We start from the raw sequence: 18,582 nt of genomic DNA on the forward strand, positions 1-18,582 counted from the left end.
CTTGTTGGAGTGGCTTTTGAAGTGATCCCGCTGGGATTCGAACCCAGGACCCATACATTAAAAGTGTATTGCTCTACCAGCTGAGCTACAGAATCGGTACTATTTATTTCCTTGTTAGGGAGGGCAAAATTAAAAGCTTTTTTCTAATTAGCAAAAAATTAATTCCTCTTTTTTTTCACTGTCTCCCGGTAAAAGGAGAAGAAAGAAAAAGCCTTCTCTCGTTGAAAAGGCCTGTGCTTTCATTGTGATCCCGCTGGGATTCGAACCCAGGACCCATACATTAAAAGTGTATTGCTCTACCAGCTGAGCTACAGAATCTTTTTACTAACTTGCGTACTCTGGGGCGTTTCCCTCAATCGCGATGCAAAAGTAACAGCAATCTGATTAAATGCAAAACATCTGGTTCAAAATATCTGCTTTTTTAATCGTTTTTTTACTCCTTTTTACCAAACCTGTTTATAGTCAGGGAGATAAATTTACGCTTGCTCAGGCAGATTCTTTATTCAATAAACAACAATACACCCAAGCCCTGGAAGTATACGAAACTATACTTACGCAAAAGAAGCTTTACTCGCCGCAAATGCTTTTGAAAATGGCTTATATTAAAGAAGGCCTGCGCGATTATACAGGTGCACTCTATTACCTTCACCTCTTTTATACGAAGCAACCCAGCCGCTCTGTCCTGAAAAAAATGGAAGAACTGGCACAAGCCCACCGCCTGAACGGGTATGAGTACAACGATCTGCAGTTCTTTAAAACCCAGTTCAGCAAACACTATATGCGCATTCTGGAGCTGATGCTGATTACGGCTGTAGTTACGGTAACGGTTATGTTCCTGAGCTGGCGCAAAGGCCACAAATTTACCAAGACCTTTAAAGCGGGATTTATATTTTACCTGCTGTTTATACTTTACTACATTAATTTCCTGAACCTGGGCGATGCAGGTATTATTAAGCAGAACCAGGTCGCTATTATGTCGGCGCCCTCGGCGGGTGCTACGTGGCTGGCAACGGCATCAGAAGGCCACAAAGTACCTATTACCGGCGAACAGGATATCTGGTACGAGATAAAGTGGAAAGGCGAAAAAGCTTATATCCGGAAAAACAACCTGCTGGAGCTTCCTTAACCCCAAAAGGCATGGTTTAAAATGTAGTGAAAATTAGAAACAAATTCTTTAATTATATATAGTTATTATTATATTTAAAGAATTTAATTAATTCACTGGCCCTTTAAACCAAATTTGCCTTTGTATGAAAACATTCTTCAGCCTGATACTTATATGGCTATGCATCAGCACCGCGCAGGCAAAAACACCTGACACCAAACCTGAAAACCTGCGTGTGTTTGTTGATTGCCAGGCTTACTGCGACCTGGATTATGTGAAACGCGAAATCACGTTTGTAGATTATGTGAACGACAGATTTCAGGCGAATGTATACTTGCTGATTACTTCACAAACCACAGGAAGCGGTGGGCGCGAGTATAAATTACAGTTCGAAGGCCAGCAGAATTTTGCAGGTATAACCGAGACTAAAAGCTACATCCGGCAGGCAACCGCCACCGACGACGAAGACCGCAAGCAAGCTATCGAGATTATAAAGTTGGGTTTGCTGCCCTACATCCTGAAAACTGAAAAGGCGAAAGAAATGGTGATATCTTTTAAAGACGCCAATAACCAAACGCCTGAAATTGCCACAAAACCGGGCGAAGACCCCTGGAATTTCTGGGTATTTAACCTGAATATGCGCGGCTATTTTAGCGGCGACAAAAACTACTCCAGCAACAGCCTTACCGGTGGCATCAGCGCCTCTCGTGTAACAGATAAGTTAAAAACAAACTTCTCTGCTGATGTTAACCAAAACCAAAACCGCTATGGCGAAGGCGACGAAGAATTTAAGTATACCAACAAGCGCTACAACTTTAATAACACAACGGTCTGGTCTCTGAGCAACCACTTATCTGCAGGAGGTTTCATCAGCGCCGAGAAATCTGATTACAGCAACTATGACCTGAACCTAGCTGTAACACCAGCTATAGAGTATAACTTTTATCCTTATTCCGAATCGAATAACAAGTATATCGGGCTGATGTATAAAGCCGGACCCAGGTATTTTGATTACATGGAAGAAACCATTTATCTGGAAAAGGAGGAATTACGGTTTCAGCAAAGCCTGGCGTTGGACATGAGTTTCAACCAGAAATGGGGGCAGTTAAGCGGCTCTACCTCCTATAGCCACTATTTCCATGATTTTTCGAAAAAGCGGGTTTCTTTTTCCGGCTACGCTGATGTGCGGCTGTTTAAAGGTTTATCGTTTAATATAGGTGGGTATTACGCCATACAGCGCGACCAGCTTAACATTATTAAAGGCGAAGTAACCGACCAGGATTTACTGACCAGGCGCCGGCAACTGGACTCCAGCTATGATTTCTTTTTTAATTTCGGTGTACGGTACAGGTTTGGGTCGCTGTTTAACAATGTGGTTAACCCAAGGTTTGGCGGAGGCGCCACTTATTTCTACTTCTAAAAGAAAAGGCTTCGTTTACCACGAAGCCTTTTTTATACTTTATACTTAGCTTTTCTTCAGCGGCGAGTCTTTCTCTTTTGCCATTACATTGTAAACCAGCTTATCGGCCAGGCTCGGGAAGAGTTTATTTACCCAAACCGCCATTTTGCCTTGCAATGTCATTACCAGGTCGCGTTTACGTTGAATAGTCGCTTTCAGAATTCTGTCTGCAACTTCTTCGGCGCTCATCATCTTTTCTTCCTCGCGAGGTGTCTCGCCCTGCTGCTGTCCGTTTGCTGCCAAAGCCGTATTCCGGATGTTAGAAGCTGTAAAACCCGGACACGCCAGCAGTACGTGTACGCCTTTATAAAGTAGCTCAGTCCGAAGCGTCTCCAGGAAACCGTGCATGGCAAATTTAGAAGCTGAATACCCTGTACGGGCAGGCAACCCACGATAACCTGCAACAGAAGAAATTCCGATAACAGAGCCTTTCGCTTTCTCAATGTATGGCAGCGCATACTTGGTACTGTACACGGTTCCCCAGAAGTTAATGTCCATCACCTTACGGAGCACATCCAGCTCCACATCCTGGAAAAGGGCCCGCATAGAAATACCGGCATTATTTATCAGGATATCCAGGCGGCCATACTTTGTAACCGTTTCCTGCACCATCCGCTCGCAATGCTGTTCTATACTTACATCTGCGTTAATGGCCAGGTTATCGATGCCGGCAGCAGTCAGCTCTTGAGCTGTCTGGTCCAGGTTTTGTTGGTTACGGCCCGAAAAAGCCACCTTTGCCCCTGCCCTGCCAAATGCAAATGCGCATGCTTTACCAATCCCCGAGGTGCCACCCGTTATCAATACTACTTTATCTTTCATTGCTGTAATTTCTGATCTGTTCTGCAACTCATGTAATTGCATCAACAAAACTACTATTTCTGAAGAAATTGTAAGCGTAAATATTGGTTTGTTAATTCTAGCTTCTCTTGATTAAGGAGCTGTGTTACAATTCTCCAACCACCCCTACCCCTCCAAAGGAGGAGAGCTACAAGGCTCTTTGCAAACGTCAAGTTCCATTTCAACTGCTTTGCTTTAATTAAGCTTTCGCCTCGCCGGCTGGGCCTCACTTTTCTCCTTGATGAGAAAAGTCTAAAAGGGGCCCCTGCACCCCTGTAAGCAAAAGAATCAAGAAAATTCGTTTATCGAGGGCCCCTACCCCCACTCGCTGAACGCTCAAACATCGAATCGTCAGTAAGTGCACCTGGCTAAGGTCTTTGCTTTGTAGCTATTGCTTTAACACCCCCATAGTCCCCTCAAGCGGACACTTGGTTTCCATTTGCATCGCTGCCTACTAAGCAGTATTATTCCCAGTCCTTGGGTTGAGCGCCTTTGATTTGTTGCGGTGCCCGGAAGGGCAGCATGCAGGCGCAGCCGATGGCAGCTTCAAATCATCAGCGCGATGCCCGAGGACGAGGCCGCCCGGCCTGAGGGCACCAAAGTATAAAATGAAACAAATAGGCAGATAAAGCTTCCAGGATTAGAGGAAGTTTGAAAGTATGGCCTGCTTACCAATTGTACAGGCTTCAACTATAAAACCACAGTTAAACACAAAAGATGAGTTTGTATCAACCTTCCACTCCTACTAACACCATCTTAATCCCAAAAATTGATTAATTTTGCAGTATCGTGAGAAAGAAGAACAAACCAGTCGAGATACTCGAGCATATCAGAATTGAAGAGATGGTGGCTGAAGGCAAATGCCTGGCGCGCCATAACAATATGGTTATTTTTGTGGGAGGCGTTGCACCCGGAGATGTGGTAGACCTGCGCATTACCCGCAAAAAAAAGAGCTTTATGGAAGGCCAGGCCATTCGTTTCCATGAATATTCTGAACAGCGTGTACAGCCATTCTGCGAGCATTTTGGCATTTGCGGTGGCTGCAAATGGCAGCACATTGGCTACGACACCCAATTGCTTTACAAGCAGAAGCAGGTAAAAGATAACCTGGAACGTATCGGAAAAGTAGCGCTTCCGGAGTTCGACCCTATACTTGGCTCGGCTGAAGACAGATACTACCGCAATAAACTGGAGTTCACCTTCTCTGGCAACGGCTGGCTCACCAACGAGCAGATACAATCGGGGCAGGAATTTGAGCGCCGGGCTTTAGGTTTCCACATACCGGGCCGATTCGATAAAATCCTGGATATACAACACTGTTACCTGCAGCCAGATCCGTCTAATGCTATTCGCCTGGCGGTGCGCGATTATGCACGGGCAAATAACTTTGAGTTTTACGATGCTGTCCGCCAGGAAGGCTTTGTGCGCAACCTTATTATCCGCACAGCCAATACAGGCGAACTGATGGTTATACTGCTGGTGAAGTATGATGACCAGGAAGCTATACTTGGCATTATGAAGCACCTGGAAATTAATTTCCCGGAGATAACTTCGCTGCAGTATGTGGTAAACACCAAAATGAACGATACTTTCCATGACATGGAAGTGGTTTGCTACAAAGGCCTGCCATACATTCATGAGGAAATGGAAGGCATACGTTTTCGGGTTGGCCCGAAATCTTTTTACCAGACCAACGCAGACCAGGCCTACGAACTATACAGAATTACCCGCGAATTTGCCGGTTTAACAGGCAACGAACTGGTTTACGATTTGTATACAGGCGCCGGAACTATCGCAAACTTTGTGGCAAAACAGAGCCGCGAAGTGATTGGTATTGAGTATGTACCAAGCGCCATAGAAGATGCTAAGATCAACTCACAGATCAACAACATCAGCAATACCACATTTTATGCCGGCGATATGAAAGACATACTTTCTGATGAACTGATAGCCCAACATGGCAGGCCGGATGTAGTAATTACCGACCCGCCGCGTGCCGGTATGCACCCTGATGTAGTGGAGAAGCTGTTGCAGGTGCACCCTGACCGTATTGTTTATGTAAGCTGCAACCCAGCCACCCAAGCACGTGACCTGGAGTTGATGTCGGAGAAGTATGATGTAGCGCGTGTGCAGCCAGTGGATATGTTCCCGCAGACGCACCATGTAGAAAATATAGTATTGTTAACCGCTAAATAAGACACAGGATTTCAGACACAAGATTTTTTGTATAAGTATAGTTTTGCAGAAAATCATGCGTCTTATGTCTTGTGACCTAAAGTATAACGTATGGAAAACGACCCGGAATTAAACGGAAAATACCTCGGCACCATTTCCAAGGACTTTGTAGTGGTAGCTGAGACTCTGAAAGAAGCAGCTTACCAGGTGCGTAAGCGCAAAATTTCTGAATACCCGATCTTCGTATTCAGCCGCACGCAGGTGCCGGTTGGTTCTAATTTCCTGGCTAAAGAAGAACTGGCGCTGGAGTGGAATATTAATGCCTCTTACCTGGAAGATTTTGTGCAGCGCAACCTAATTCTGGAAGATCGTGCGGAGGACTTTAAAGCTGCCTACAAAGACCCGGACGAGTTCTGCTGCCTGTTTGTTGTGGATGGCGATTTCCAGAACTTTGTGTTTATACCTTATCCGGAAGATTAATCTGAAAGTATAAGAAATTTACATACCATTAAAACTAAAAAGGGAAGCGTTATTGCTTCCCTTTTTAGTTTTATAAGCTACAAACCAGCGTTTTGCACACTGTGTCTCCAGCTTAAAAATGTTTCCAGCCCTGCGCTTTTAACGGGAAAGCCTGCCCGTGTTTGTTGGCCAGGTTTATACCTTCGCTCTTATCCGTTATCTTACCAATAATACTGATATCCGGGTGGTTCTTTACTTTATCATAATCTGAAAGCGGCACTGTAAACAGCAGCTCATAATCTTCGCCACCGTTAAGAATGCAGGTGATCGGGTCCAGGTTAAACTCCAAGGCTGCTTCCAGCATCTGTTCATCGGCTGGCAGGTTGTCTTTGTAAATAGTAGCCCCAACACCAGACTGCGCACAGATATGGAAAAGCTCAGAAGCCAGTCCATCCGATACATCGATCATGGCAGTTGGTTTCACATCGCGTTCTTTCAGATCATGTATCACATCCATACGTGCCTCCGGGCGAAGCTGGCGGCCTACAATATACTCTTTACCTTCGAGCTGCGGCTGCATTTCAGGGTCGGCCATAAACGCCTGCTTTTCGCGTTCCAGCACCTGAAGGCCTAGGTAAGCAGCGCCAAGGTCGCCGGTAACGCAGATAAGATCATTTACCTGAGCACCGCTTCTCAGGGCAGCCTCGCCTTTTGCTACTTCGCCAATAGCTGTTATACTAATAATAAGGCCTGTGCTCGATGAAGTTGTATCGCCACCAACCAGGTCTACTTTATAGTTTTCGCAGGCAAGGCGCATACCTTCATATAATTCTTCAACGGCTTCTACGGTATACTTTGCTCCCAGCGCAATATTCACTACAATCTGGGTAGGCTTGGCATTCATAGCAGCAATATCAGACACGTTCACAGCTACGGCCTTATACCCAACATGCTTTAAAGGACAAAAGGTCAGGTCGAAATGTACACCTTCCAGAAGCATATCGCTGGATACGACTATTTGTTTTTCGCCAGGCTCTATAATAGCAGCATCGTCGCCGATGCCTTTAATGGTAGATTCCTGGTGCAGTTCTACTTTATCTTTTATCAGCTTGATCAGGCCAAATTCGCCTACTTCGCTTAATGGGGTATAGCCACTCATATTCATTTCGTATTTAGGAAATGCAAAGGTAAGAAATTAAGAAGATATGCTATTTAAGAGGCCATAAAGTATAGCCATAACCTGCAGGTGCATTTTCTACCGAAGAGCACAAAGCATGTTAAAAATCAGCCACAAAAGCGCCTTTTTCGGCTACATCATATACAGGCAGGTTGCTATTGCTTAACAGTTCTTTTAGCCGTTTACGGTACCAGGGGCTGTTAGAGGCATCCAATATAAGTTGCCTGAAACGGAATGCCTGCAATTGCTCCGGCCATACTTTAGCGTTATCTTTCAGCAATACATATTCTACATTAAGCTCTGTTTTTGGCTGTATTTTCAGTGGTTTAGAGAGCACCAGTATACTTTTATTGCGCCACACATACAGGCTGTTGCTATCGGGCAGCAGCTCATGCGATATAGCTTCCTGATTAGACGCAGCACTTCCGAAAGGTATAAAGCGAGGTTGCGCTACGCCATGGTACCAGAGTTGCGGCAGTATGTTATAGGTAAGTGTATTGTCGTCGTGTTGCAGCTCTTGGTTGCCCACAAGTATAGCCTGTTGACCCTGCAGAAAAGAAAAAGCCGAGGCATTGCGCAAACTATAAACTGAGAGCTTTTGCTGAGATGATTGACTTATAGTTTCCAGAATTTCCTGTAAGGCAAGTATAGCCACCAGCCCTGTAGCAATTGTAAAGTACCGTAGCTTTTTAAGTGCAAAAAACAGGATCAGCGCAAACATCAAACCATAAAGAAGTAAGGCCTGCGTTATACTTATATCGATGCCGTTGATAATAGCTAGCGGGAGTTTAGTAAGAGCAATATTGAACTCATTCATTCCCCAGATTATCCAGGTGTGCATCATAAATAGCAGCTTGCCGATCAGAGGAAGCCAAGCGAAAGTTATACTGGCCAAGCCGGTATAAAGCACCAGCGTAGAAAGCGGCACCACTACCATATTGGCTACCCAGAAGTATAACGGAAACTGGTGGAAGTATAAAAGCCCCAGTGGCAACGTAATCAGCTGCGCTGCCAGCGACACAGCCAATAAAGCCCAAAGTTTATCGCCAAGCCAGTTATTGACTTCAAACCAGTTATAGATCTTGGGTTGCAGGTATACAATGCCCAGCACGGCCAGAAACGAAAGCTGAAAACCTACATCAAACAGGAAGTACGGATTGTAGAACAACAGCCCAAATGCAGCAATGGCCAGCGTGTTGTAAATATTATGCTGCCGCTGCACCGCTCCTGCTATAGTTACCAGGCTAAACATAACCACTGCCCGCAGCACCGAAGGCGATAAACCCGTCATGATGGCATACAACCAAAGCACAGCCAATACCAGTATGGCCGTAAGCTGCCTGCGGCGCTGTGTAGAACCCAACCTGCCCAGAAACAACATCAGAACACCATAGATCAGGCCAACATGCAAACCCGAAACGGCCAGCACATGCATGGTTCCGGTTTGGGCATACACGTTCCGGATGCTATTATCCAGGTCATCTTTCACACCAAGTATAAGGGCAGATGAAATGCCGTACTCACGTTTCGGAACTATGTTTTCGCGCAGCAGATTATCCAGTTTCCGGCGCAGCTTTATGCTAATGTATAAAAGGTAGTTCTGAGGCTCCGCTCCTATTTTCTGAAACTGAAACTCGCGCAGCGAGTGCCGGTGATAGATGTTTTTATTGTTCAGGTATTGCCGGTAGTCGAACTGTCTGGGGTTTGCGGGTGCAGGTAATAATTGCGGCGCACCTTTTATCAGCAAGTTGTCGCCATAACTCAGTTCGTATTCCTGCTCCGAGTCATGTGGCACCGAGATCTGAATATTGCCGCTTGCCTTTTGCCACTTCCCGTTAACACGCACCTGCTGCAGGCGTAGCACCGAACTATGGTAACCGGGTTTTTGCACTACAAAATCATCTACCACACCTGCATAATGCGTTGGTGCGTTTTTTATGTTCAATAGATGGTCAGGTTTAAAATATTCTGTGCGGAGTTCTGTTACCCAACTGCCTGCAGCCATAAAGCACAACAGACCCAAAACACCAGCTATACTTGTGAGCTCAGCAGCTTTAAAGCGCCTGGCAAGAATAAATGCTAGTATAAATCCGGAAAAGAAAAAGGCAAAGAGCTCCGGGTTATACCTGAACTCTTTGCCTGAAAGTATAAACAGGAGTATTCCTGCTATAAAGCTTAACGCAATGCGCACAAATGGGTATGGTGCCCAACGCAGCATCAGCCTTTAAAAATCATTTTATAATGTTTGATATCGCATTCTGTAAACATATCGCCTTCTTCTACGAAACCGTGCCGTTTATAAAAATTAACAGCCGGTAATTGTGCATTCAGGTATACTTCCTTTTCCGGGTTAGCAGCCTTCACATCTTCCAATACAGCTTTCAGTATTTGCTCGCCTACCTGCTTGTTTCGGTAATTTTGTAATACGGCGAACCGCTCCAGTTTTATACCATTTTCGGTCTGGCGCCAACGGGCTGCACCGCATGGTACGCCATCATACGTAGCCAGGTAATGTTTGGCGATGTTTTCATACTGATCGCGCTCTGCATCGCGGGGTACTTTTTGCTCCTGCACAAATACCTGCTCCCGTATGTTAAAAGCTGCATCCAAATCCTGCTCACTTTTAACCCTGATAACTTCTGTCATTTGTAAACTTAATTGCTTTACGCAAATATTTTGAAACGGAAAGGGATAAAACCAGCAGCTTTATCCCTTTCTTTTTTATACCTAATGTTTCAGACCAAACCCTGAAAAGCCTGTTTATACTTTGCTTTTGCGGGCGCCATTTACACGTGGTTTAGGCATGGTGTTATCCTTGCCATCTTCTTCTTTCATGGCTTCCAGCTTAGCCGCCTGGCGCTCTTCCTCCACTTTAGTATAAGCATCTACAATGTCTTTTACCAAGCGGTGGCGCATTACGTCTTCTGCCTTCATCTCTACAAAGCCGATGCCCGGTATATCGCGCAGAATGTGCAGTGCATCTGCCAGGCCGGAGCGCTGGTTACGCGGCAAGTCTATCTGCGAGCGGTCACCATTAATCATAACTTTAGAAGTAGGTCCCATACGTGTCAGGAACATCTTGATCTGGGCCGGCGTCGTGTTCTGTGCCTCATCCAGCAACACAAAGGCATTGCTCAGAGTACGGCCACGCATATATGCCAGTGGCGCAATCTCGATGATCTTGTTTTCCTGGTAATACTTCAGTTTTTCGATCGGGATCATATCTTCCAGGGCATCGTAGATCGGGCGCAGATACGGGTCAACTTTCTCCTTCATATCACCCGGAAGGAAACCTAAGCTTTCGCCTGCCTCTACTACCGGCCTTGAGATGATGATCTTTTTGACCTCCTTGTTTTTAAGCGCACGCACTGCCAAGGCCACGGAAATATAAGTTTTACCCGTACCGGCCGGCCCAAGTGCAAACACCAGGTCGTTCTTCTCCACGGCATCTACAAGCTTCTGCTGGTTAGCCGTTTTGGCTTTAATAACACCGCCCTTAGTGCCGTACACAATTACGTCCGGTGAGGTAACAATTACTTCCTCATCTGTAAAAGAATCAGAAGAAAGGTATCTGTTTACGCTGTTATGCGTAATCTTACCGAATTTGTGATAGTGATCGATCAGTGATGAAAGTATTTCGTGGATCTTTGTGATCTCGGGCGTCTGGCCCTGAATCTTGATCTCGTTGCCTCTGGATATGATTTTGCTGCTCGGAAAAGCTGCTGCCAGTTGCTTTATGTTCTGATTCTCTGTCCCCAGAAAATCAATCAGAGATATATTCTCTAATGTTATTATTTTCTCTACCAAATGCTTATCTTGTATATAGTCTGTTGGTAATATATTCTTGAATTTAAATAAATTTGTTACATATAGATTACAAATCTACTCAAATTATAGTTCGGACTATGGCTGTAATTACCCTTACCTCCGATTTTGGACATACCGACCATTATGTGGCCGCCGTAAAAGCCAGGATCCTTTCGCAAGAGCCACAAGCCGCTATTGTGGACATCTCGCATGCTGTTGAACCCTATAACATACCACAGGCAGAATATGTTCTCGGATCCGTTTTTCAGGATTTTCCGGAAGGAACCGTGCACCTTGTTGCCGTGGATACGCATGGTAGTAAAACAGGCAAATATCATGCGGCAAAGTATAAAGGTCATTATTTTTTATTAGCCGACAACGGCCTGCTCTCGCTGCTGACTGACGGGAAGCCTGACCTGGTAGTGGAACTACATACCGATAACGGCTTTACGTCTTTCCCGGCTAAAGAACTGCTTGCCCCGGCGGCTGTTTTCCTGGCCAAAGGCGGCGACATAGAAGTGCTGGGCGAGCAAACTACAGACTTTAAACAGCTCCTGAACCGCCAGCTTCGCCTGAACGACCACTCTGTTACAGGCCATGTTATACACGTAGACCACTACGGCAACCTGATCACGAACATTACCCGCGACTGTGTGGACACCATTGCCCATGGCCGCAACTTTACCATTCATTTTGCCCGCGAAACTGTGGGCCGCATACATGCCAACTATAGCCAGGTAGACGACGGCGATTGCTGCTGCATTTACAATAACCTGGGCCAGTTAAGTATAGGTATAAACAAAGGCAACGCATCTGAGTTATTGGGCCTGGGCTTCGATTCCCAGATAGATATCCGCTTTTACCCGGGGAGTTAGGTTAATTTTGAATTTTGAATAACTGAATGACTAAATAAGGCAGGTATAAAAACTTAACTTTACTTTTACATTCAGTTATTCAAAATTCAATTATTCATAATTATGCTTATTCGCATCGTCAGGATGACCTTCCAGCCGGAGAAGACCAGGGATTTCCTGGAGATATTCCGCAGCTCGAAAGACAAGATCAGAGCTTTTGAAGGCTGCAACCATGTAGAGCTGCTGCAGGACCTGAACCACCCCAATGTATACAGCACCTATAGCCTCTGGGACTCTGAAGAACACCTGAACAACTACCGCGACTCCGAGCTGTTTGGCCAGGTATGGAAAGCCACCAAAGCGCTTTTTGCTGATAAGCCGCAGGCCTGGTCTAATGTGCAGGTTAAAGTATAAGATCTATATACCTAGCAGTGTGCGCAGCTCCTGCAAGCGTCTTTCTACAATCTAGCGCTTTTCTACAATATTGTCATTTCGAGCGTTAGCCGAGAAATCTTATGTGTCTTATAGTTTAAGTTTATACTTCCTGCTAACAAGCTATACTTCTAAGTATACTTTCTTCCTCAGTCTTATTTGCCTATTGTTTCATTTTATACTTTGGTTCCCTCAGGCCGGGCGGCCTCGTCCTTTGGCATCGCGCTGTGTTCCCTCCTGCCTCCGCTGCGCTGCGGCTGCCCTTAACGGGCACCGGATCCCACAAGGCGCTCAACCCAAGGACTGGAAAGGATACTTCTTCGTAGACGACAATGCAGCTAAAAACCAAGCGTCCCCTTGAGGGGACTATAGGGGTGTAAGCGTCTCCTATGATTCTATACCTGGAAACATCAAAGCAATGCCAGGCTCCCCGCCTTAGACAAGGAGGGGTTGGAGGTGGTTAGACCACTTATATTAAAAAACTAAAAGATAGACACTCGCAGGACCTACACATGTTACAATGTCTTAGACATTGAATTAAACAAACTATAGCCTTTTACTGTACCTTTGTAAGGTATAAAACACATGCTTTTACCGCTACAGGAAAAGGCTGACAACAACTAACTATGAATTATTTCGAATTTTATACTTTACCAGAGAGCTTTATACTTGACGAAAAGGCGCTGAAAGCAAAATACTACCAGCTTAGCCGCGAGTACCACCCAGACTTTTACGCCAATGAAATACCTGAAAAGCAGGAGGAAATTCTGCAGCTATCTACCCAAAACACCAACGCCTACCGCACTCTCTCCGACCCCGACCTGCGCATGCAGTACATACTTAAACAGCATGGCCTCTTAGAGGAAGGAAAGAACGAGCTGCCGTCAGATTTTTTAATGAATATGATGGAGCTGAACGAGGAGTTGATGGAGCTGGAGTTTGATTTTGATGCAGCCAGATTGCACCAGGTTGGAGAAAAAAGCACCGGAATTATGGCAACACTGGACGCCGACATTTTGCCTGTTTTGCAGCGATACCCTGAGCTACACGGAGTTACAAAAGATGAGGCCCTGGACGAAGTAAAAACCTATTACCTTAAGAAAAAATACCTGTTGCGTATTCAGGAAACTTTATCTAAGTTTGCAGCACGTTCCTGATAGCTGTTCAGGATAATCGTAATGCCCAGATGGCGGAATTGGTAGACGCGTTGGTCTCAAACACCAATAACTTCACGGTTGTGCCGGTTCGACCCCGGCTCTGGGTACCACCAAAGTATAAAAAGCCTTGCAGATGAAAATTTGCAAGGCTTTTTTATTTTTAGGAGACAGTACAGGGGATGAAATAATAATTAATTCTTCCAATAAACGTCTCCAACTCTTACTGGAAGAGCTTTTAAAACCTCGCGTAACGCTTCCAAATCATTTTGTGGCTCTTTCCAAACATATCGGTGCAACAAATCAGGTACTAAACCTTTTTTATCACCTTCCCCTAAAACAAGGGTAATAATAGCAAACCTTTCACCCTTTTTACGTTTCTCTTGGATTGCGTAGTCAATTTCAGAAGCAAGGTAGTTCTCATCTTTATAATTAGGTGTGACAAAAAATACTGCTGCGCATGAGTCATTAAATCCTTTTAATAAGCTTCTTTCTAACTCTGCCCCTGCATGCATGGCATCTTCATCTAACCAAGGATCAAACCCTAAAAATTCTAGTGTTTTTTTAAATTCTCTTACTAAAGGCTTATCAGCTCCTTTATGACTTAGAAAAATTTTCATTGGTGTCATACCCATGGCATATTCATGCTTCTGTAACATAATTTGAATTTCATCATCCAACCAACCCGTTGGATCTACAAAAATAATGGCATCTGTTGCTTTAAGTGTAAAATGCTTTTCCAAACGTTTGCGAACCAATTCCTTGTTTGTTTTATCAATGGATGAAACACCCAAAATAGATGCAGAAATCTCTCCAATCCCATTAGTAGAGACCATCCCCTTTATTCCAGTATGTGTCAGTATAATTATTAGCCACCCTTGGAAGCTTCCCATTTTAACATTGTAACCGGATAAGACAGGCCAAGAACCTACATGATTAGCATATTTTGCTTTGACTCTTGGCTCATAAAATGTTAAAATATGTTCTGCTGGACTTTTTCCCCTATTTGGATTCATAACTATACTTGTTTATTTTTCTTATTTTATCAACTCCGCAAATCTTTCATGCATCAGTTCAATAAGATTATCAAAAAAAGCTTGAGAATCAGTTAATAATTTCTCGACATAATCAGGTTTAGCTATAGTGAGTATATGATTCTTACCGTAAGAAGTAACTTTCAAACCAGGAGTTTGCCGTACTAATTGTATCCTGTTCTCATCTATTTTAGAATTATTATGAGCGATCTTGTTTCTAAAATATTTTTGTTGTTTGATAGGTGTATAAAATGGTTCTAGTTTAGAAGTATCTAGGCAAAATACTTTATCTAAGTATACCCAATACTTTTGTATATCATCTGAACCACCCAAATCGTTTACTTTAATCTTAAAGTTGAACTCCCCTTCTACAAGATTACATAATGCTTTAAGATTACCTTCTACAAGCGAAAATATTGATAAAACTGATGCATTTCTTTGGTTTTGAAGCACTTGATTTATAATTAATTCTGTATGCCCATAAAAATGATCATAATATTGTGCTTGATAAGCTTCTTCTTGTTCATCTAAAGCTTTTTTTTGTAGCTCACTATCACTTTTCACTTTTAGTTTTAAGTCATTATCTAGCCCCTTAATAAATTGCTCAGCATTCTCAATAATTTTTCTTTCAGCAAAAAAAATTAAATCAAACTCTTCCTGAAAGTAATATAAGTCAGGCCAACCAACTTTTGAACTATTCTCAAATAAGTTCTCTAAATCCATAATATATCTGATTTTATTCCACCTCCTTTTTCGTTTTGAATATTTGTATATTAAGATTTTTGGTAGTATGATAGATTTATTTTTAAAATTATAATTTCCTGCATTTAATATAAACAAAAAGAACCGGTTAACACCGGTCCTTCAATTTATAGTTGTCCTATTTCTAGTATTGCTGAGTACTCCTCACAATTAGGGCAATACAAAAACCCCTGCTCTTTCGAATTTGCAATCCGAAAGTAACCATAATCTCGGATTTGTAATCCGCCATAAAGGCAGTTGCAAATAGAACGTAAGCGGATTGCAAATCCGCAAAGTATAAAGTTCTTGATTACAAATCCGAAACAGCAGTGTTTTTTTCTAGTGGGATAAGGTAAAATGTACAGTACTCAAGCGGTACTTCTTTTATTTCATCCTTCTTAAGCTTCTGTAGCCCTTCTAAAAAGCTATAGTTCGTATAGAAGTCGGTATAAAGCGCAGAGACAGATTTAGAGCAGTCCCAGACCAAGTACCTCCTAGATACCGAAAATAATCCAGCCTCTACCTGCCATTCTCCTACACTGCATTATTCAGCACGGGCACAGCAATTATCAGGCATCTCACATCATTTCCATTGTCCTCCCGCTGCAGGCAAGGCATCTTTGCACAGGTTCTATCACAACCGAACACTACCATTCCTAAAACTGATAAACTATGAAAAAACGAGTAACCACTATTATCCTTCTTGTGCTGCTGCAGTTGGTGAAGGCACAGGCGCAACAAGCACCTGCTATACATGGCAGCGTGGTAAATGTAGAGGGCAAGGCCATAGAGTATGCGAATGTTATACTTTTGCAGGAAAAGGATTCTGCTGCCGTTGGAAGTACCTTAGCAGATGAGACAGGCAAATTCCATTTCACCTCCGTTAAGGCCGGTACTTACCTTATCTCTGTTAAACAACTGGGGTATCAACAGGCATTCAGCCAAGGTATAACAGTAACAGCACAGTCAGTTACTGTTGAGCCTATCATACTTACACCAACTGTAAACCAGTTGGCAGAAGTAACGGTGCAGGGGCAAAAGCCATTGCTGGAAGTACAGGAAGACAAGCTGGTGCTGGATGTAGCCCAGAGTATAACGGCAAGCGGAGGCAACGGACTGGAGGTACTAGAGAAGCTCCCGGGTGTAAGTATAGATCAGGATGGCGGCATTACACTGAACGGGAGAACAGGCGTATTGGTAACCATTAACGGGAAACAGACAAATTTACCCGCAGCCGAGGTGGCAAACCTGCTCCGCAACATGAGTGCCAATACCATGGAAAAAGTGGAGCTCATCACGCATGCTTCTGCAAAGTATGATGCCGCCGGCAATGCAGGTATCATCAACATCAGGCTTAAAAAAGGGCTGGCCGACGGCACCAACGGAAGTATAACCGCAGGCACAGGCTACGGCAAGTATGGCAAAGCCAATGCAGGCATCAACCTAAATACCCGTGGCGATAACTTTAACCTCTTCGGAAACTATAACTACCTGTACAATAAACGCTTTACAACACTTGATCTGAAAAGGAGTGTAACGCATGAGGGCCAGACAACTTATTTCGATCAGTTTAACCACAGACCTTCATTTTCGCATAGCCATACTTACCAGGCCGGGGCAGACTTTACTTTAAGCAAAAACGATCAGCTAGGCATACTTTTCAATGGCAATAACTACATCATGGAAGTAGATCCCAGAAATACCACAGACTTCAGAAGTAACCCGACTGCCGCGCCAGACTCCGCTTTGCGATTGAAAAACCACATCGATACGAAATGGTTTAACTACACGCTAAATGCTAATTACAAGCACAGTTTTGCACAAAAAGGTCATGAGATAACCGCTGATGTAGATTACTCAAGTTTCGGTTTCCAGCAGAACGATAACATTACCACGAACTTTACTTTCGCGAACCCGGCCAAACCAACTTACAGCCAGACCCTGAGAAGCGATGTGCCTGCCGATATTTCCATACTTGTGTTTAAAAGCGATTATGCATTGCCACTCGGCCAGGGCACGCAACTGGAAACAGGTGTAAAAGTGAGCCATGTAAAAACCAAAACCGATATTTTGTATGAAGAACTACACGATAACATTTGGAGAACAGACGAGACCAGGACAAACGATTTCCTTTATACCGAGCGCATTAGTGCAGCATACATAAACTTTACAAAACAGATCAGCAAGTTTAGCATACAGGCAGGCTTACGCGCCGAGCATACGTTAGCCGAAGGAGAATCTGAAAGAGCCGAAAGCGAAGACAAAAGAGACTACCTGGAGTTTTTCCCGAGCATTTCGGTAAGGCAGCAACTAAGCGACAAGTATAATATTGGCTTATCGTACAGCCGCCGCGTGGATCGCCCGGTTTACCGCGACCTGTTCCCGTTCATCTTCTTTATGGACCCTTATACTTATGTGCAGGGCAACCCATACCTGCAGCCGCAGTTTACCAATACCATACAGTTGTCGGGTAACTACAACAGCAGCTATACTTTAACCCTGGGCTACAGCCATACAAAAGACTTCTTTACAAACATTACCCACCAGGATGATGAAACAGGGATAGGGTATGCCTCCAAAGAAAATTTCAAGGACTTCTACAATTATAACCTGAGCCTGGTAGCCCCGATCGTGGTAACAAACTGGTGGGTGAGCAACAACAACGTAAGCGTGTTCTATAACAAGTTCAACACTGTGTTCCTGGGCGAGAAACTTGATATCGGGCAGTTGAGTACGACTATAAACTCCAGCAACTCCTTTAAATTACCAAATAGCTTATCGATGGAGCTGAGCGCCCTCTACCAGTCTCCTACCGTGATGGGAGCCTATCATGTAAGATCTAATTACAACGTGAACCTGGGCATACAAAAACAGGTCTTGCAGCAGCGTGGCAGCATCCGTTTAAGTATAACGGATATCTTTAAAACCAGCAGGATGAGCAATACCATAAACTTCGCGAACATGAACATGGACATGGATAGCCGCTGGGAAAGCCGCCAGGTGCGCCTGAACTTTACCTACAACTTCGGCAACAAGGACCTGAAACCGCTACGCCGAAGAAGCTCCGTTTCGGAAGAGGAACAACGCAGAGCCAGCCAGTCGAATTAGTTATTGGTTATCAGTTATTGGTTATTAGTAAATGAAGCTGTTTAGAGTTTTGATTATAGTGCCTAAACCCGCCATTGTTGGTGTTTTCCACCAACAATCAAATGGCAGAGGCTATTAATCTTGCTGGTGAAAAACACGCAGCAAGGGCAGGCAGTGTAGATTTTAATAAACTCTAAACAGCTTCAATAAAAACCACATTTTACCGCATTGAAGTGGCGGATACTAAAATTTATACTGTCG

At 44.1% G+C, this 18,582-nt stretch carries 16 protein-coding genes and 3 tRNA genes; 10 read left to right on the forward strand and 9 right to left on the reverse strand.

Annotation, left to right across the window (positions count from 1 at the left end; all coding sequences use genetic code 11):
• Nucleotides 1-22: 22 nt before the first annotated feature.
• Together LWP20_RS06725 and LWP20_RS06730 are read right to left on the reverse strand one after the other, a co-directional pair.
• Nucleotides 23-95, reverse strand: a tRNA-Lys gene (locus LWP20_RS06725).
• A 150-nt stretch (nucleotides 96-245) separates the two neighbouring features.
• Nucleotides 246-318 (reverse strand) — tRNA-Lys (locus LWP20_RS06730).
• A 70-nt stretch (nucleotides 319-388) separates the two neighbouring features.
• On the opposite strand from LWP20_RS06730, the gene LWP20_RS06735 reads away from it, so the two are divergent.
• Both LWP20_RS06735 and LWP20_RS06740 read left to right on the forward strand, forming a co-directional pair.
• Nucleotides 389-1,126: an SH3 domain-containing protein gene (locus LWP20_RS06735; protein WP_242927355.1), complete on the forward strand. Its 738-nt coding sequence runs from the start codon at nucleotides 389-391 to the stop codon at nucleotides 1,124-1,126.
• Nucleotides 1,127-1,250: 124 nt separating this feature from the next.
• Entirely contained in the window at nucleotides 1,251-2,525 is a 1,275-nt protein-coding gene (locus tag LWP20_RS06740) for a hypothetical protein (protein WP_242927356.1), read from the forward strand.
• Nucleotides 2,526-2,570: 45 nt separating this feature from the next.
• On the opposite strand, the gene LWP20_RS06745 is transcribed toward LWP20_RS06740, so the two are convergent.
• Nucleotides 2,571-3,383, reverse strand: coding sequence for an SDR family oxidoreductase (locus LWP20_RS06745; protein ID WP_242927357.1), 813 nt, complete (start codon nucleotides 3,381-3,383; stop codon nucleotides 2,571-2,573).
• 861 nt (nucleotides 3,384-4,244) lie between these two features.
• Between LWP20_RS06745 and rlmD the strand changes: the two genes are divergently transcribed.
• Both rlmD and LWP20_RS06755 read left to right on the forward strand, forming a co-directional pair.
• On the forward strand, nucleotides 4,245-5,597 hold the full coding sequence (gene rlmD / locus LWP20_RS06750) for a 23S rRNA (uracil(1939)-C(5))-methyltransferase RlmD (RefSeq protein WP_242928020.1): 1,353 nt from the start codon (nucleotides 4,245-4,247) through the stop codon (nucleotides 5,595-5,597).
• A gap of 90 nt (nucleotides 5,598-5,687) precedes the next feature.
• Complete coding sequence (locus LWP20_RS06755) at nucleotides 5,688-6,056, forward strand: hypothetical protein (RefSeq protein WP_242927358.1); 369 nt, start codon at nucleotides 5,688-5,690, stop codon at nucleotides 6,054-6,056.
• 112 nt (nucleotides 6,057-6,168) lie between these two features.
• On the opposite strand, the gene thiL is transcribed toward LWP20_RS06755, so the two are convergent.
• The 4 genes from thiL to LWP20_RS06775 all read right to left on the reverse strand — a co-directional run bounded on the left by thiL (nucleotide 6,169) and on the right by LWP20_RS06775 (nucleotide 11,019).
• The gene (gene thiL, locus LWP20_RS06760) at nucleotides 6,169-7,194 is read right to left on the reverse strand and encodes a thiamine-phosphate kinase (RefSeq protein ID WP_242927359.1); all 1,026 of its coding nucleotides are present in this window, start codon (nucleotides 7,192-7,194) and stop codon (nucleotides 6,169-6,171) included.
• Between the two features lie 118 nt (nucleotides 7,195-7,312).
• The gene (locus LWP20_RS06765; protein ID WP_242927360.1) at nucleotides 7,313-9,430 is read right to left on the reverse strand and encodes a ComEC/Rec2 family competence protein; all 2,118 of its coding nucleotides are present in this window, start codon (nucleotides 9,428-9,430) and stop codon (nucleotides 7,313-7,315) included.
• A complete protein-coding gene (locus LWP20_RS06770) occupies nucleotides 9,430-9,858 on the reverse strand; it encodes a GNAT family N-acetyltransferase (RefSeq protein WP_242927361.1) in 429 nt (142 codons plus the stop codon). Before LWP20_RS06770 ends, LWP20_RS06765 begins: the two co-directional genes overlap by 1 nt.
• A gap of 114 nt (nucleotides 9,859-9,972) precedes the next feature.
• Nucleotides 9,973-11,019 (reverse strand): PhoH family protein, encoded by a 1,047-nt coding sequence (locus tag LWP20_RS06775; protein WP_242927362.1) that lies wholly within the window; start codon nucleotides 11,017-11,019, stop codon nucleotides 9,973-9,975.
• A gap of 98 nt (nucleotides 11,020-11,117) precedes the next feature.
• Here LWP20_RS06775 and LWP20_RS06780 point away from each other — a divergent pair, with 98 nt between their 5' ends.
• From LWP20_RS06780 to LWP20_RS06800, 5 genes are all read left to right on the forward strand, one after another.
• Complete coding sequence (locus LWP20_RS06780; protein WP_242927363.1) at nucleotides 11,118-11,894, forward strand: SAM hydrolase/SAM-dependent halogenase family protein; 777 nt, start codon at nucleotides 11,118-11,120, stop codon at nucleotides 11,892-11,894.
• Nucleotides 11,895-11,996: 102 nt separating this feature from the next.
• Nucleotides 11,997-12,287: a putative quinol monooxygenase gene (locus tag LWP20_RS06785; RefSeq protein WP_242927364.1), complete on the forward strand. Its 291-nt coding sequence runs from the start codon at nucleotides 11,997-11,999 to the stop codon at nucleotides 12,285-12,287.
• 70 nt (nucleotides 12,288-12,357) lie between these two features.
• Nucleotides 12,358-12,666: a hypothetical protein gene (locus LWP20_RS06790; protein ID WP_242927365.1), complete on the forward strand. Its 309-nt coding sequence runs from the start codon at nucleotides 12,358-12,360 to the stop codon at nucleotides 12,664-12,666.
• A 265-nt stretch (nucleotides 12,667-12,931) separates the two neighbouring features.
• A complete protein-coding gene (gene hscB / locus LWP20_RS06795; protein ID WP_242927366.1) occupies nucleotides 12,932-13,462 on the forward strand; it encodes a Fe-S protein assembly co-chaperone HscB in 531 nt (176 codons plus the stop codon).
• Nucleotides 13,463-13,485: 23 nt separating this feature from the next.
• Nucleotides 13,486-13,572: transfer RNA gene (locus tag LWP20_RS06800), tRNA-Leu, on the forward strand.
• An 81-nt stretch (nucleotides 13,573-13,653) separates the two neighbouring features.
• Here the strand turns inward: LWP20_RS06800 and LWP20_RS06805 are convergent.
• Together LWP20_RS06805 and LWP20_RS06810 are read right to left on the reverse strand one after the other, a co-directional pair.
• Nucleotides 13,654-14,475 carry a toll/interleukin-1 receptor domain-containing protein gene (locus tag LWP20_RS06805; protein WP_242927367.1) on the reverse strand — a complete coding sequence of 274 codons (822 nt, stop codon included), beginning with the start codon at nucleotides 14,473-14,475 and terminating at the stop codon, nucleotides 13,654-13,656.
• A gap of 21 nt (nucleotides 14,476-14,496) precedes the next feature.
• Nucleotides 14,497-15,216: a hypothetical protein gene (locus LWP20_RS06810; RefSeq protein ID WP_242927368.1), complete on the reverse strand. Its 720-nt coding sequence runs from the start codon at nucleotides 15,214-15,216 to the stop codon at nucleotides 14,497-14,499.
• A gap of 690 nt (nucleotides 15,217-15,906) precedes the next feature.
• Here LWP20_RS06810 and LWP20_RS06815 point away from each other — a divergent pair.
• Nucleotides 15,907-18,342 (forward strand): outer membrane beta-barrel protein, encoded by a 2,436-nt coding sequence (locus tag LWP20_RS06815; protein WP_242927369.1) that lies wholly within the window; start codon nucleotides 15,907-15,909, stop codon nucleotides 18,340-18,342.
• Nucleotides 18,343-18,582 lie beyond the last annotated feature (240 nt).

Source organism: Pontibacter vulgaris (assembly GCF_022758145.1).
Taxonomy (GTDB): domain Bacteria; phylum Bacteroidota; class Bacteroidia; order Cytophagales; family Hymenobacteraceae; genus Pontibacter; species Pontibacter vulgaris.